This window comes from Leuconostoc sp. XM4 (assembly GCF_055698815.1).
Genome location: NZ_CP134507.1, coordinates 1,732,280 through 1,746,817, shown reverse-complemented (window position 1 = coordinate 1,746,817; position 14,538 = coordinate 1,732,280). Strand labels below are relative to the sequence as shown.

At 38.8% G+C, this 14,538-nt stretch carries 16 protein-coding genes; 15 read left to right on the top strand and 1 reads right to left on the bottom strand.

The annotated features are described in order from the left end of the window. Nucleotides 1–61: 61 nt before the first annotated feature. The 10 genes from RHP64_RS08845 (at nucleotide 62) to RHP64_RS08800 (ending at nucleotide 9,240) form a co-directional block, all read left to right on the top strand. A complete protein-coding gene (locus RHP64_RS08845; RefSeq protein WP_071952325.1) occupies nucleotides 62–1,552 on the top strand; it encodes a carboxypeptidase M32 in 1,491 nt (496 codons plus the stop codon). A 259-nt stretch (nucleotides 1,553–1,811) separates the two neighbouring features. Then, on the top strand, nucleotides 1,812–2,081 hold the full coding sequence (locus tag RHP64_RS08840) for a phosphocarrier protein HPr (protein ID WP_002815800.1): 270 nt from the start codon (nucleotides 1,812–1,814) through the stop codon (nucleotides 2,079–2,081). 1 nt (nucleotide 2,082) lies between these two features. Continuing rightward, entirely contained in the window at nucleotides 2,083–3,798 is a 1,716-nt protein-coding gene (ptsP, locus tag RHP64_RS08835) for a phosphoenolpyruvate--protein phosphotransferase (protein WP_011680377.1), read from the top strand. 115 nt (nucleotides 3,799–3,913) lie between these two features. Beyond that, the gene (gene tsaB / locus RHP64_RS08830) at nucleotides 3,914–4,624 is read left to right on the top strand and encodes a tRNA (adenosine(37)-N6)-threonylcarbamoyltransferase complex dimerization subunit type 1 TsaB (protein WP_462785045.1); all 711 of its coding nucleotides are present in this window, start codon (nucleotides 3,914–3,916) and stop codon (nucleotides 4,622–4,624) included. Beyond that, nucleotides 4,608–5,165 (top strand): ribosomal protein S18-alanine N-acetyltransferase, encoded by a 558-nt coding sequence (gene rimI, locus RHP64_RS08825; protein ID WP_014325103.1) that lies wholly within the window; start codon nucleotides 4,608–4,610, stop codon nucleotides 5,163–5,165. Before tsaB ends, rimI (RHP64_RS08825) begins: the two co-directional genes overlap by 17 nt. Next, nucleotides 5,143–5,553, top strand: a complete 411-nt coding sequence (gene rimI, locus RHP64_RS08820) for a ribosomal protein S18-alanine N-acetyltransferase (RefSeq protein WP_011680374.1) — start codon at nucleotides 5,143–5,145, stop codon at nucleotides 5,551–5,553. The genes rimI (RHP64_RS08825) and rimI (RHP64_RS08820) overlap by 23 nt, the downstream gene beginning before the upstream one ends. Next, nucleotides 5,546–6,562, top strand: a complete 1,017-nt coding sequence (gene tsaD / locus RHP64_RS08815) for a tRNA (adenosine(37)-N6)-threonylcarbamoyltransferase complex transferase subunit TsaD (RefSeq protein WP_011680373.1) — start codon at nucleotides 5,546–5,548, stop codon at nucleotides 6,560–6,562. Before rimI (RHP64_RS08820) ends, tsaD begins: the two co-directional genes overlap by 8 nt. Before the next feature lie 98 nt (nucleotides 6,563–6,660). Further along, on the top strand, nucleotides 6,661–7,311 hold the full coding sequence (locus tag RHP64_RS08810) for a redox-sensing transcriptional repressor Rex (RefSeq protein WP_011680372.1): 651 nt from the start codon (nucleotides 6,661–6,663) through the stop codon (nucleotides 7,309–7,311). Nucleotides 7,312–7,317: 6 nt separating this feature from the next. Then, a complete protein-coding gene (locus RHP64_RS08805) occupies nucleotides 7,318–8,355 on the top strand; it encodes a lipid II:glycine glycyltransferase FemX (protein WP_025268470.1) in 1,038 nt (345 codons plus the stop codon). A gap of 66 nt (nucleotides 8,356–8,421) precedes the next feature. Beyond that, nucleotides 8,422–9,240: an HAD-IIB family hydrolase gene (locus tag RHP64_RS08800; protein ID WP_025268469.1), complete on the top strand. Its 819-nt coding sequence runs from the start codon at nucleotides 8,422–8,424 to the stop codon at nucleotides 9,238–9,240. A gap of 9 nt (nucleotides 9,241–9,249) precedes the next feature. On the opposite strand, the gene RHP64_RS08795 is transcribed toward RHP64_RS08800, so the two are convergent. Then, nucleotides 9,250–9,732, bottom strand: a complete 483-nt coding sequence (locus RHP64_RS08795; RefSeq protein ID WP_011680369.1) for an FUSC family protein — start codon at nucleotides 9,730–9,732, stop codon at nucleotides 9,250–9,252. A gap of 92 nt (nucleotides 9,733–9,824) precedes the next feature. Between RHP64_RS08795 and RHP64_RS08790 the strand changes: the two genes are divergently transcribed. The 5 genes from RHP64_RS08790 (at nucleotide 9,825) to RHP64_RS08770 (ending at nucleotide 14,534) form a co-directional block, all read left to right on the top strand. Next, nucleotides 9,825–10,568: a nitroreductase family protein gene (locus RHP64_RS08790; RefSeq protein ID WP_014325098.1), complete on the top strand. Its 744-nt coding sequence runs from the start codon at nucleotides 9,825–9,827 to the stop codon at nucleotides 10,566–10,568. A 34-nt stretch (nucleotides 10,569–10,602) separates the two neighbouring features. Next, nucleotides 10,603–11,562 (top strand): type I phosphomannose isomerase catalytic subunit, encoded by a 960-nt coding sequence (locus RHP64_RS08785; protein ID WP_011680367.1) that lies wholly within the window; start codon nucleotides 10,603–10,605, stop codon nucleotides 11,560–11,562. Nucleotides 11,563–11,814: 252 nt separating this feature from the next. Next, a complete protein-coding gene (locus RHP64_RS08780; protein WP_025268468.1) occupies nucleotides 11,815–12,759 on the top strand; it encodes a mannose/fructose/sorbose PTS transporter subunit IIA in 945 nt (314 codons plus the stop codon). Nucleotides 12,760–12,798: 39 nt separating this feature from the next. Continuing rightward, nucleotides 12,799–13,605: a PTS mannose/fructose/sorbose transporter subunit IIC gene (locus tag RHP64_RS08775; RefSeq protein WP_025268467.1), complete on the top strand. Its 807-nt coding sequence runs from the start codon at nucleotides 12,799–12,801 to the stop codon at nucleotides 13,603–13,605. Nucleotides 13,606–13,619: 14 nt separating this feature from the next. Continuing rightward, nucleotides 13,620–14,534: a PTS system mannose/fructose/sorbose family transporter subunit IID gene (locus RHP64_RS08770; RefSeq protein ID WP_011680364.1), complete on the top strand. Its 915-nt coding sequence runs from the start codon at nucleotides 13,620–13,622 to the stop codon at nucleotides 14,532–14,534. The last annotated feature ends 4 nt before the right edge of the window (nucleotides 14,535–14,538 follow it).

Below are 14,538 nucleotides of genomic sequence, written 5' to 3'. Positions count from 1 at the left end.
ATTTCTTCAAATGAAATGATAAAATGATTATTAACTAAAAATATTCTAATAGGAGCTATGTATGACGACACAACATGATTTATTTGATTCAGTTAAAGAGCAGACTATTTTGACACAAATAGCTGCACTTTCAGGTTGGGATGCTTTGACGGGGATGCCAAAGGATGCGGGACATTTTCGTGCAGAGATGGACGCATATTTAGCTGAAAAGTTATTTCAAGTTTCAACTGGAAGTGCTCGAAAAAAGATATTAGAAGATTTGGAAGCTGACGATTCATCATTAGATAGTCTAGGTCATCTTGTGCTTCAAAAGGCACGTAAAGATTTTGGTATGACAGAGAATATTCCTGAACAAGATTTTATTGCTTTTCAGAAAACACTTTCGGAAGCACAAGATTTTTGGGCAAGAGCGCGTGAGGCTAATGATTATAAAGTTTATCAGCCATATTTGGAACGAATTATTAGCTATTTGAAGCAATTCATTCCGCTATGGCAAAAAAATGAAAAAACACCATACGATGTTTTATTAAATCAATATGAACCAGGATTAACTGTCGAAAAATTGGATGCAGTATTCGACCAAGTTAAGAATGGTATCACAACATTGCGTCACAAATTGTCAGCCAATGATTCGATACCTAACGATGAATTTTTAAGTCGTAAGGTCACTAAGGTACAACAAAGTAAGTATGCTATGGCGGCTGCACAAAGATTGGGTTACAACCTAAATAAGGGCCGGCTAGACGATACGATCCACCCATTTATGGAAGCTCTGAATCGTGATGATGCTCGTATCACCACACGCTGGGACGAAAATAATTTTCAAATGGCAGTTCTAGGCATTCTCCACGAGGCAGGCCATGGACTCTTTGAACAAAATGTTGATTCTAAGTATGATGATGTACGTTCAGTTTTGCCAATCAGCATGAGTATTCATGAATCACAATCGTTGTTTAATGAAGTTATGGTTGGAAGATCAAAAGAATTTTGGGCAGTTGAATATCCAAAGTTACAAGCAATTGTGGCACCAACATTTGATGATATTAATTTTGATCAATTTTATCAAGCGTGGTTAAAAACTGAAGCCACACTGATTCGTACTGAAGCGGACCCGCTAACTTATCCACTGCACATCATTATTCGTTATGAAATTGAAAAAGCAATTTTTAACGATAACGTTGATATAAGTGATTTGCCAGCACTCTGGAATAAGAAATATAAAGAATATCTTGGTTTAGAAGTGCCAGATGATTTGACTGGTATTTTACAGGACATTCACTGGGCGGGCGGATCATTTGGGTACTTTCCAAGTTATGCACTCGGTCATTTATATGCAGCTCAATTTAGAGCAACCATGACAAAGACGTTAGATTTTAAAGCTATCTTTGAATCGGGAGATTATTCACCAATTTTTGAATGGCGTAAGGAGAATGTTTGGCAATATGGTGGAGCTGTAGACCCTAATAAAGTATTGGAAGATGCTACGGGAGAACCTCTAAATCCACAGTACTGGCTAGACTTTGTTAATGGCCTGTATGAAAATTTTAAGTGAGAAAAAAGCGTTGAACTGATGATGTTTAACGCTTTTTTATTGTGGATATAAGTTGTTTCAAGTATGAACAATCTATTTTTCAGAAAAGAGGACGCAAAATCAATGTAAACGTTTTCATTGAAAAAGCCGGTAAATAGGCATTTCTAGCTTTAGTGCTTGATATAACAATGATTTGTGCAATATTCTACTTGATATTTTGTAAGCGCTTTGATAAACTATATTCAGAAGCTGATTAACAGCACAAAGGAGAATTTTAAACATGGCACAATCAAAAGACTTTCATATCATCGCAGAAACAGGTATTCACGCACGTCCAGCAACTTTGTTAGTACAAGCAGCTTCAAAGTTTGCTTCAGATGTTACTTTGTCATATCAAGGTAAGGATGTTAACTTGAAGTCAATCATGGGTGTAATGTCATTGGGTGTTGGTCAAGGAGCCGATGTTACTATTAAGACTGAGGGTGCTGATGAAGAAGCAGCAATGACAACAATTGCTGAAGCAATGGCTACAGAAGGACTAGCAGAATAAAATGACGAAAAACTTCAAAGGAATCGCGGCAAGTAACGGCGTAGCAATTGCTAAAGCCTACTTGTTAGTTGATCCAGATTTGTCTTTTGAGAAGACAACAGTAACAAATGTGGCGGCTGAACAAGCACGTGTCGACGATGCTTTGAAGGCTTCTAGTGATGATGTTAAATTGATAAAGGCAAAGGCAACCGAAAGTTTAGGTGCTGCAGAGGCTGAAGTATTCGAAGCACACCTAATGGTTTTGGCTGATCCAGAAATGTCTGGTGCAATTAAACAAAAAATAGAAGATGACAAAGTTAACGCTGAACAAGCTGTCAAAGAAGTCACAGATATGTACATCAGTATGTTTGATGCGATGACGGATAATGAATATATGCAAGAACGTGCAGCAGATATTCGCGACGTAACGAAGCGCATTTTGTCACATTTATTGAACATTTCTTTGCCTAATCCAGCACTAATTGATGAAGAAGTAGTTCTTGTATCAAAGGATTTAACTCCTTCTGATACAGCGCAACTAGATCGTCAGTTCGTAAAAGGTATTCTAACTGACCTTGGTGGTCGAACAGCTCATGCATCAATTATGGCACGTACGTTGGAAATTCCAGCGGTGGTTGGTTCTGAAAAAGCAACAGTTGAAGTTTCTAGTGGTGATTTGGTCATTGTTGATGGCTTGACAGGTGATGTAATTGTTAATCCTGATGCCGATACACTTGCTACTTATCAAAAAAAGGCAGCCGATTATTTCGCACAACGTGCGGAATGGGCTAAGTTAAAAGATGAGAAATCAGTGTCTGCTGATGGTAAAGAATTTATCGTTGGTGCTAACATTGGCGCACCAAAAGATATGCAAGCTGTTTTAGACAATGGTTCTGAAGGCGTTGGTTTGTATCGAACAGAATTCTTGTATATGGAATCTGATCATTTACCAACCGAAGATGAACAGTTTGAGGCTTACAAATCTGTTGTCGAACAAATGGGTGACAAGCCCGTTACAGTTCGTACGATGGACATTGGTGGCGATAAGCATCTTGATTATTGGAAATTACCTGAAGAAGAGAATCCGTTCTTAGGTTATCGTGCCATTCGTATTTCATTGGATCAGACTGATATTTTTCGCACGCAATTACGTGCATTGATACGGGCATCTGCGTTTGGCAACTTATGGATTATGTTCCCAATGATTGCAACATTAAGCGAATTCCGTGCTGCTAAAAAAATTTACCTTGAAGAACGTGAAAAGCTTGAAAAAGCGGGTGTGGCTACGGGTGAAGTTAAGTTGGGCATTATGATAGAAATTCCAGCTGCAGCAATTTTAGCCGATAAATTTGCCAAAGAAGTTGATTTCTTCTCCATTGGTACGAATGATTTGATTGCCTATACAATGGCTGCGGATCGTGGAAATGATCGTGTGGCGTATTTGTATCAACCATATAATCCGTCTATCTTACGATTAATTAATACTGTGATTTCAGCTGCACACAAAGAGGGCAAGTTTGTCGCAATGTGTGGTGAGATGGCTGGTGATCCTGTGGCAGTACCACTATTAGTGGGTATGGGATTAGATGAGTTTTCAATGAGTGCACCATCTGTTTTGCAAACTCGTTCCTTGATGAAAAAGCTCAATACAGCTGACATGAAAGTGTTGGCTGAAAAAGCATTGGACGTTGAAACGAATGACGAAGTGATTGAGTTAGTTAAGGAAGCAACAAAGTAATATTTAGAAAAAGCGCCATTGGCGTTTTTTTTTGTGCTCTATAACGGTTTTTATGATTACGAATAAATATAACAATTCTCATTCAAGTTTTATTATTTGTGATAAAATTAAACTTATGAAGATTTTAGCATTTGATACAAGTAACCAACCACTAACAGTGAGTTTGGCAGAACATAATAGCGTAAAAAACGTTTTCACTACCAATGTAGCACGTAACCATTCCATTCAGTTGCTACCAGCCATTCGAGATATTGTGGCTGCTGAAAATTGGACACTACAAGATATTGATCGTGTTGTTGTGGCTCAAGGGCCAGGATCGTTTACGGGATTAAGAATTGGTGTCACAGTGGCAAAAGTTTTAGCCGATACCTTGGGTGCTGAATTATGTGGTGTATCTAGCTTAGCAATTTTAGCGGAACAAGTTAAAGCTGACGGGCTAGTGGTACCATTATTTAACGCCCGCAATAGAAACGTTTTTGCTGGTGTATATCAAAATGGTGTGAGTATATTTACTGAATCTCATCAGCCAATTACAAATTTATTTGCTTTTTTGGAAGCAAAGGACGAACCAATTACTTTTCTGGGTGACACCTCAGAATTTAGCGATGAAATGCAAACGCTTTTTGGTGAGCGCGCAAAAATTTTGTCACCAGAAGAGAGTTTACCGGATGGGGTGGGTCTTGTAACACTTGGATTGCAAGAAACACCTACAGAGAATATTCAGGATTTTAATCCAAATTATCTACGCAAAACGCAAGCAGAGCTGAACTGGATTGCTGCTCATCCTGGTGAGGATAAACCAGAAAACTATGTTTTTGAAATTTAGAAAATCAAAGCATTTATTAAATAGTTTGCCAAAATATACCGAAAAAGTCGTTGATGTCCAAGGGACAACATTTTTATTAAGGCGAGCTACGATGTCAGACATCGATATGCTAATAAAAATTGAAGAAGCAGTTTATAATGGTTCAGCACCATGGCTTTTACGTGATTTTGTGAGTGAACTGTCACGTCCGCATGTCCGACTGTATTTAGTCATTGAACGGCGTGGTCAAATTGTTGGTTTTGCTGGTGCTGCTTTGCGCACTGACATTCATGACATGCACATTACTAATATAGCTGTCCTACCGGTATGGCAAAATAGCGGCTTAGGCACGATACTCATGCAAGAGTTAAAATTGTTTACTAAAAAAACAGGTGTGTCATCAATGACTCTGGAGGCCAGAGTGTCCAACCTGGGCGCACTGGCATTGTATGAACGACTGGGCTATAAGCAAACAGGTATTAAGAAAGGATATTACCTCGATAATCGCGAAGATGCGGTATCAATGGCATTACACTTTGATGATTCGACGAGCAACAACTGAAGATATTGACTTGATATGGCATATAGCCGATGCTGCTTTTGGATCATCCCCTTGGCCCAAAAGCGTTTTTGAACATGATTTAGCTAGTCCCAGGACAGCTTATTTTATCGGGGATGGTGGCTTTGTTGGTGTCACAACAATACTTGATGAAGCTGAAATTGTTAGTGTTGCAGTACATCCTGATTATCAAAAACAAGGTGTGGCACAGAACATTTTTAAACATATTTTTAATATGAAGCAAGTTACTCGATTTTTGCTTGAAGTATCTGCACAAAATGGTGGCGCCCAAGCATTATATAGAAAGCTGGGATTTACAGAGTATTATCGTCGTGAAAAATATTATAGAAATGGTGATGATGCAATTATGATGGAGAAAAAAATTGACTAAAATAATTTCCTTTGAATCAAGTGCGGATGAAACAAGTGTCGCCATTGTTGAAGACGGTCACATTGTGCTAAGCAACAGTGTGGCTACCCAAATTAATTCACATCAACGCTTTGGTGGTATTGTTCCTGAAGTGGCCAGTAGACATCATATTGAATGGATTACTCGGGTACTAAATGATGCTTTAAACACGGCTCATGTAGAACCCAAAGCGCTTGATGCGGTTGCTGTGACATATGGGCCGGGACTAGTCGGCTCTTTATTAGTTGGTTTAATGGGGGCGAAAACATTTGCTCTGGCGCATGGTTTGCCAGTTATTCCAGTTAATCACTTAGCAGGTCATATTGCGGCGGCAAATTTTAACAAGCCAATTAAATATCCAGCGATGGCATTAATGGTTTCTGGTGGACATACTGAACTTGTATTGATGCGTGAAGAAAACCAATTTGAAGTCATTGGCGAAACACGTGATGATGCAGCTGGGGAAAGCTTTGATAAAGTTGGGCGGCTATTAAATTTGCCGTATCCTGCTGGGAAGACAATTGATGAGATGGCTCATAGAGGCCAACCAACCATTAAATTTCCAACTGCCATGGCACATGAAGATAACTATGATTTTAGTTTTTCTGGTTTGAAGAGTGCGGTAATTAATTATGTACATCACGCCAATCAAAAAGAGGAAACAATCAATCAGAATGATTTGGCGACTAGCTTTCAAAATGCTGTTGTTGATGCATTAATTGGTCGGACAAAACGAGCATTAGAAAATTTTCCTGTTAAAAGTTTTGTATTAGCTGGTGGTGTCGCCGCAAATTCTCAATTACGTGAAGAATTGACTATGCTATTAAACGATTTTCCAAAGACAGAATTTATCCCTGTTCCGATGCAGTATACAGGGGATAATGCAGCAATGATTGGTGCTGCGGGTTATTGGAATTACAAGAAAAATATTTTTGCTGATTTAGATTTAAACACGGATCCGGGATTGGATTTTGAATTGTTACAATCCTGACATCATTGTGAAAACATCACTATCTTTTGGTAAAACCTTTTTTATATATGGTATACTAGTTATGCAAAAGTTCACAAGTTTAATTAATGGAGATAATTATGACTCAACAACCTAAAATACCGCGTGCAACTGCTAAGCGGCTACCTATATATTTTCGTTATCTAACATTTTTACATGATGCTGGCAAGGAACGAATTTCTTCCTCAGAGTTGAGTGAAGCTATTAAGTTCGATGCGGCAACAATTCGTCGAGATTTTTCATATTTTGGTGCGCTAGGTAAGCGTGGCTACGGTTATGATGTCAAAGCGCTTTTAGATTTTTTCGCCAATGTATTGGACCAAGACAGCTTAATTAATGTGGCTTTAATCGGTGCTGGTAATCTTGGACAAGCTTTATTAAACTTTAATTTCCATCAATCATCAAATATGCGTATTGCAGCAGCATTTGATGCAGACGAAAAGCGTACAGGCACAATTTTGTCAGGTGTACCAATTTATTCAATGGAAGAGTTACAAGAGCAAATAACAGCACAACGTATCAATATTGCCATTCTAACGGTTCCACAAGGTGTTGCACAAGAAATTACCAACCAGTTAGTCGAAACGGGTGTCAAAGGTATTTTGAACTTTACACCAGTACGTGTGACTGTTCCAACTGGTGTTCGTGTGCAAAACGTTGACTTAACAAATGAATTACAGACGTTAGTTTATTTCATCGAAAACTACGGCTCAATTACGACAGGACTATAATTTCACATGACTATTTTAAATTTAGATGATTCCAAAAAAGTAACTGATTATCAGCAATTCGTTCGTGAAAATCCCCGTGGACAAGTAACACAAGATCCATTGTGGGGAGAGTTGAAATCTAACTGGGGACACATTTATGTTTACCACGAAACTGACGGAAAAATTGATGCCGCTATGTCTATTTTAACCGTCGAAGCAGTACCAGGAAAACTATTAGCTTATGTTGGCCGAGGGCCAGTAGCTGATGTTGAGGACATTGACTTGATTAAGTCAATGATTAATGAAGCATTGACGGCTTTGCCAGATAATGTATTTTTGGTACGTATGGATCCTGAGGTGTCATATTCTGATGCATTAAATCAAAAGTATCTTGATGCTGGATTTAAAACAAGAAATAAACAAGTTAAGCATATGCATGGGAACATTCAACCACGTAAGAATGTTGTTTTGTACTATGATGGTCGCGGTGAAGGGGCTAAGCCCATTACAAATGAAGATGAGTTAATGCTTCATTTTAAGCCGAAAGTCAGAAATGATATTCGTCGTGCTTTTCGTGACGGGGTTACTGTTACAAGTGGTGATAGTGAAGAAGACATTCGCGCATTGTTTGATACATATGTGTCGATGGCGAAGAGCCATGGCATTACCCATCGACCAATTGACTATTTCTTACGAATGCAAAAATTATGGGCTGGTACGGGATTATTCCGTGTTTATCTAGCGCATTATGAAGATCAAGTTATTGCCAGTGGCCTTGGATTCTCTTATGGCGATGAGATTTGGTACATGTACGCTGGTTCATATCGTGAATTTGGAAAGCATAATGCGCCTGCTGCTATCCAATACGAAATGCTCAAATGGGGACTTGAATTAGGCAAAGTTGAGTACGATTTTGGTGGCATTGGTGAATTTGATAATTCAGATGGATTATACAAATTTAAGCATGAATTTGCTTACCATGATCCCCATGCTGAGTACATTGGTGAACTAGATTGGGTAATTGATGAATCTGGTTATCAAGAATATCTTAAACAATTTGAATGAAATTAGCGCTTAACGGCGCTTTTTTGGTACAATTGAAAGATAGTATTTACGAGTAGGAGACAAGTAATGTCAATTAAATTAATTGCGTCGGACATGGATGGCACGTTTTTAACGGCAAATGATGAATATAGTCAAGCTAGATTTGAACGCGTTTTATCAGTTATGGAGACACGCGATATGCGTTTTGTTGCGGCTTCAGGGCGTCAAGTTAAAAATCTACAACAATTGTTTGCCCCAACAATTAATAATGGCTTTGAAATGGATTTTGTTGGTTCCAATGGTGCAGTTGTATCAACATTTGAACAACAATTGTATTCAGTACATTTGTCAGCTAATCAATTAGAAAAGGTCATTGACTGGAATGCTAAAAATCCGGAGTCAGCGGAAAACATTATTATCATGACAGGTGATAAAGGAACATATGTGTCTAACCATGCGACAGGTCAAGTCGCGGAAATGGTTTTTCAATTTTATCCCAACGTCAAGCAAGTTGAAAAATTAATGCAAGTTGATGATCACATTTTGGGTATTACTTTTGTGTGGCCAAATAATGAAGTGCATCAACATGTGTCTGCGCTGAGAAATATTTTTGGCAATGAATTGCATGCAACTGGGTCAGGATTTGGCTCTGTTGATGTTTTAGGAAAAGGTGTGGATAAGGCAGCCGGACTACAAGTTTTGCAAGATTACTACAATGTTTTAGATAGTGAAGTAATGGTGTTTGGCGATAATGGCAATGATTTAGAGATGCTGACTAAATACGAAAATGGGTTCGTGATGCCTAATGCGGAGCCGTTTATGCAACAAAGAGTAACTAAAAAAGCCGTCGATGTGAACACAAACGATGGCGTTTTGAAGACAATTGAGCAATATTTAGGTATTTAAAAAAGCGGCTCACGTCGCTTTTTTTGGTGACCAGAATCGGTTAATCGCGATTGCTATGACCACGCCGATGAAAGTATCAATGATACGATCAATGACATAAACTATGGTTGCACCAGCTGGAATGTTTAATGAAATCATTAATAGGGCAGCCATTGCCCCAATAACACCACTATTGTAGTTGAAGCCATCTAATAAAACAATTACAACAATAACAAGTAGAGGTAAAAGAATCATGGAAACCCAGGCAGCTTGATGTGTTTGTTGGTGAACAATGAAATAAAATAGCGCAAAAGCACCACCGACTGTGTTAGAAATCAACCGCACTTTGGCAAAGTTGAGCGTTTTATCCCAACTTTCTCGCAGTGCAAAAACTGCCGCTAAACACGCAACAAAAGGCGGACGATTAAAAAAATAAAATGACGTGATGATTAGCATAACGGCTAGAGCAGTCTTTAATGTACGTAATCCTAATCGAAACTTCCCGAATTGCATAAATTTCTCCAATTAATATTTTATTATTTTATCATAATTTTATGGTACTATCTAGTTATGAATATTATTTGGTTTCATGAAAGGATTTTACTATGTCTAACCCAACCTTAGATGTGCTTAATCAACATATGTCCATACGTTCCTTTACAGATGAAATGGTCTCTGATCAACAGGTTTCAGAAATTATTCGTGCGGCAACTGCTGGGCCTAATATGAATAATTACCAACCAGTAACTTTTATAGAAATTACATCACAAGATATAAAAGCTGATATTACCACTAAGGTAGGCATGAAATATATTGAAACTGCGGCAAGATACTTTGTTGTAACAGTTGACTACAATAAAGATTTAATAGGCTTAAACAATGAGCAGCGCCGCCAGGCAGAAGAGAACATACAGAGCTATGCATTACTTGAAGGTGGTATTGTGAGTGCCGGCATTGCTCTTGGACGGGCTCAAGTCGCTGCTGAATCGCTGGGATTAGGTAGTGTGACCATGGCTGGTGCATTAGGGGCCTTTGAAATTTACGAAGAGCATCTCAACTTGCCACGCTATGTGAAAGCAGTGATGGGCTTTTCAATTGGTCATCCGGCGGATAATCCTGGTATTAAGCCAAAACTTGGTGAAAGCGGATTTTTGATGAAAGATCGCTATAATCAAGTACAGCTAGAAGAGGCAGTTTCCGCGTATAATAAAGTGATGGTTGAATACTATGCGAATCGAGGTATTGAACGTTCTTGGACAGAAAACAATGCCCGAATGTTAACTCGTGAACGAAAAACAACACCATTATTGACGCAGTATGCTAAAGATAAAGGATTTAACCTAAAATAAAATTTTTTTGAATAAAAATGAAAGCGATTACATTATGACAATATTACATTTACAAGCAGAGTTACATGAAAAGATGTGGGGTGGAAACGCCTTGGAAGACTTTAATTATAAAATCCCGAGTGATCACACTGGGGAGGCTTGGACAATTGCTGCCCATAGCAATGGACAATCTACTGTAATTAACGGGAAATTAGCAGGTCAAGGATTGAGTCGAGTTTGGCAAGATCATCCAGAATTGTTTGGTGGTCATGGACGTGATGAAGCATTTCCACTATTAGTGAAAATTTTGGATGCCCATGAAAATCTATCAATTCAGGTTCATCCGAATGATAAACAGTCTCACGAAAAATTTGGCAAAACAGAAAGTTGGTATATTTTAGATGCAAAGCCAGGTTCTAAAATATATTATGGTCATCATGCGAAAACACGAGATGAACTTAAAAAGATGGTTGATCAAAAAGAATGGGACAAGTTATTACGCACAATTCCAGTGCAGAAGGGAGATTTCTTTTATGTCGCTTCTGGTACATTTCACGCTTTAGGGGCTGGTATTATTGCTCTTGAGATACAACAGAGTTCTGATACAACTTATCGATTCTACGACTTTGATCGAATTGATGCCGCCACAAAAGAAAAGCGTCCGCTTCAAATTGAAGAGGCCTTAGCAGTCACTACTGTACCTCATGTAGATCCTACCTTAATTCAAGATACCACGATTGTTGACCAAACTGTCATTGAACGTTTAGTAGTAGCAACAAAATTTACCATAGATAAGTTGTTGGTTCGCGGTCCATCATTGTTTGAACTAACTCACCATTATGAACTGTTTACGGTGATCGAAGGGTCCGGTTTTATTGATGCCGATCAAATCAAAAAAGGTGATAGTTTTATAGTTTTGAGTGATGCAAAAAACTACCGATTAAATGGTGATATGACACTCATACGCAGTTTTGTCACACCTACAACAACAAATAAAGACGTATTTGTGAGATGAATTTAGAAAATGTCGCTAGATTGTAAGTTATTATTTCATTAGTTTTCATCACAATTTACCTTTTGAAAAACTATTTTATGAAAAGAAAATACAAGGTATGTAAGAAAAAGTGAAAGCTTGTACTTTTTGGTAAACTAGGATTATAATTAAATATGTAAACGGTAACAAAAAACTTACTTGAAAGCGTTTACAAAACTGTTTTGTTCCGTTATAATCATATAGTAAGTATTTTAATGAGAAGGAGATAACCGGATGGTTAATCTAATTATTGCCAGTCATGGAGACTTTGCTAAAGGCATACTGATGTCAGGTTCAATGATTTTCGGTGAACAAGAAAATGTTGAAGTTGTTACATTTTTGCCTAACGAAGGGCCAGACGATTTAGATAAGCATTACCAGGAGGCATTGGCGAAGTTTAATAATGATGATCAAATCCTATTTTTAGTTGATTTGTGGGGAGGATCACCATTTAACCGCGCTAGTTTAATTCAGAAGCAAAATCCAGAAAAAATGGCTATCATTGCAGGGTTGAATTTACCAATGTTAATTGAAGCCTATGCTGGCCGTTTGAGCCAAGATACAGCCGCTGGATTGGCTACGTATTTGGTTCCTGTTGCTAAGGATGGTGTGAAGTCAGTTCCAGAAGCCAAAGAAGAAACGGAAGCTAAAACCTCCGAAAAAATTGTTGGCTTAAAGGAAGGACACATCAATATTAAGTTAGCCCGTTTGGACACACGTTTACTTCATGGGCAAGTGGCCACGGCTTGGACACCTGATTCAAAAGCAAATCGTATTATTGTTGTTTCAGATGCGGTGGCCAAGGATGAGCTGCGTAAGAGCTTGATCCAACAAGCTGCGCCTAACAATGTGCGCGCAAATATTGTACCAATCAGTAAAATGATTGAGGTGGCTAAGGACGATCGCTTTGGTGGTGTTGACGCATTCCTGCTGTTTGAAACGGTTGAAGATGTGTTAACTGCTGTAGAAGGTGGCGTACCGATTAAGTCATTGAATGTTGGTTCAATGGCACATTCAGAAGGAAAAACAATGGTCAACAAAGTTTTGTCTATGGATAAAAATGATGTTGCCGCTTTTGAAAAGTTACGCGACTTAGGCGTTGAATTTGATGTTCGAAAAGTGCCTAATGATAGTAAGGCTAACTTGTTTGATTTAATCAAGAAAGCAAATGTTAAATAATTTGACATGTAAAATGTTTAATTAAGAAAGGTGTCTAATATGTCTGTTATTGCGATAGTTTTAGTCGTAATCATTGCCTTCTTTGCAGGTATGGAAGGTATTCTGGATGAATTTCAAATTCATCAACCGCTAGTTTCAGCCACGCTAATTGGTTTAGTAACTGGTCATCTGACAGCGGGTATAATTTTAGGTGGTACATTGCAAATGATCGCCTTAGGTTGGGCTAATATTGGTGCGGCTGTTGCCCCTGATGTGGCCTTGGCCTCAGTAGCTTCCTCAATCATTATGGTTAAAGGTGGCGATTTCTCTAGTACAGGAATCTCAGTAGCCGTAGCTTCAGCTATTCCTTTGGCTGTTGCTGGTTTGTTCCTGACAATGCTTGTTCGTACTGTTGCGGTTGGATTGACTCACGGAGCTGATGCTGCTGCTAAAGAAGGAAAAATTGGTACTATTGAACGCTTGCATCTATTTGCACTTGTACTACAAGGTCTACGTATAGCTGTACCTGCTGCTATTTTAATTGCTGTACCTGCTGCGGCAGTGAGAGCAGCTTTGACATCTATGCCAGAATGGTTAACTGGTGGCATGGCTATAGGTGGTGGTATGGTTGTCGCCGTTGGTTATGCATTAGTTATTAACATGATGGCAACTCGTGAAGTATGGCCATTCTTCGCTATTGGTTTTGCGTTAGCAGCTGTTAGTGAACTAACGTTGATCGCGTTAGGAGCAATTGGTGTTGCACTTGCTTTGATCTACATCAACTTGTCAAAAATGGGTGGTAACAGTAACGGTTCAAATAGCGGCGGTGGTAGTGATCCAGTCGGCGACATTTTGAACAAGTACTAGAAAGGGGCAAGATGATGGCTGAAAGAAAAATTGAATTAACTAAAAGAGATCGTATGTCAGTTGCATGGCGTTCACAATTCCTCCAAGGTTCTTGGAACTACGAACGTATGCAAAACGTTGGATGGGCTTATTCCATGATTCCTGCGATCAAAAAATTGTATAAGTCAAAAGAAGATCGTGCGCTAGCCTTGCAGCGCCATTTGGAATTCTTCAATACGCATCCTTATGTTGCTTCACCTATTCTTGGTGTGACATTAGCTTTGGAAGAAGAACGTGCCAATGGTGCGCCAATTGATGATACTGCTATTCAGGGTGTTAAGATTGGTATGATGGGTCCTTTGGCAGGTATTGGTGATCCGGTCTTTTGGTTCACAATTCGACCAATTCTGGGTGCACTGGGTGCATCATTGGCAATTAGTGGTAATATTCTGGGACCAATTTTATTCTTTGTTCTTTGGAACATTATTCGTATGGCATTCTTGTGGTATACACAAGAATTTGGTTATAAAGCTGGAAGTGCCATTACGCAAGATTTGTCTGGTGGGTTATTGAAGGACATTACAAAGGGTGCTTCAATACTTGGTATGTTCATCTTGGCTGTCTTGGTTGAGCGCTGGGTATCGATCAAATTTATTCTTGAACTGCCAGCAAAGAAGTTGGCAAAGGGTGCCTACATTAATTTCCCGAATGGGAATGTTACCGGCGCACAGTTGCAGAAGATCTTAGGTGAGCAAGCTTCCGGATTATCATTGACAAAGTTAGCCCCTAATACGTTACAGAGTAACTTAGACAGTTTGATTCCTGGGTTGATGGGACTCTTACTGACATTCTTGGCAATGTGGTTGTTGAAGAAAAAAGTATCACCAATCGTTATGATTATTGGTATCTTTATCTTTGGTATCGTAATGCATGCCTTAAACATAATGTAATAGC

What these genes read in the sequence shown, in the direction of transcription:
- RHP64_RS08780 (WP_025268468.1), top strand. Translation starts at nt 11,815, where the DNA reads ATGGTTAATCTAATTATTGCCAGTCATGGAGACTTTGCTAAAGGCATA.
- RHP64_RS08805 (WP_025268470.1), top strand. Translation starts at nt 7,318, where the DNA reads ATGACTATTTTAAATTTAGATGATTCCAAAAAAGTAACTGATTATCAG.
- RHP64_RS08795 (WP_011680369.1), bottom strand. Translation starts at nt 9,732, where the DNA reads ATGCAATTCGGGAAGTTTCGATTAGGATTACGTACATTAAAGACTGCT.
- RHP64_RS08770 (WP_011680364.1), top strand. Translation starts at nt 13,620, where the DNA reads ATGGCTGAAAGAAAAATTGAATTAACTAAAAGAGATCGTATGTCAGTT.
- rimI (WP_011680374.1), top strand. Translation starts at nt 5,143, where the DNA reads ATGATTCGACGAGCAACAACTGAAGATATTGACTTGATATGGCATATA.
- RHP64_RS08845 (WP_071952325.1), top strand. Translation starts at nt 62, where the DNA reads ATGACGACACAACATGATTTATTTGATTCAGTTAAAGAGCAGACTATT.
- RHP64_RS08810 (WP_011680372.1), top strand. Translation starts at nt 6,661, where the DNA reads ATGACTCAACAACCTAAAATACCGCGTGCAACTGCTAAGCGGCTACCT.
- RHP64_RS08840 (WP_002815800.1), top strand. Translation starts at nt 1,812, where the DNA reads ATGGCACAATCAAAAGACTTTCATATCATCGCAGAAACAGGTATTCAC.
- RHP64_RS08775 (WP_025268467.1), top strand. Translation starts at nt 12,799, where the DNA reads ATGTCTGTTATTGCGATAGTTTTAGTCGTAATCATTGCCTTCTTTGCA.
- RHP64_RS08785 (WP_011680367.1), top strand. Translation starts at nt 10,603, where the DNA reads ATGACAATATTACATTTACAAGCAGAGTTACATGAAAAGATGTGGGGT.
- ptsP (WP_011680377.1), top strand. Translation starts at nt 2,083, where the DNA reads ATGACGAAAAACTTCAAAGGAATCGCGGCAAGTAACGGCGTAGCAATT.
- rimI (WP_014325103.1), top strand. Translation starts at nt 4,608, where the DNA reads ATGTTTTTGAAATTTAGAAAATCAAAGCATTTATTAAATAGTTTGCCA.
- RHP64_RS08790 (WP_014325098.1), top strand. Translation starts at nt 9,825, where the DNA reads ATGTCTAACCCAACCTTAGATGTGCTTAATCAACATATGTCCATACGT.
- RHP64_RS08800 (WP_025268469.1), top strand. Translation starts at nt 8,422, where the DNA reads ATGTCAATTAAATTAATTGCGTCGGACATGGATGGCACGTTTTTAACG.
- tsaB (WP_462785045.1), top strand. Translation starts at nt 3,914, where the DNA reads ATGAAGATTTTAGCATTTGATACAAGTAACCAACCACTAACAGTGAGT.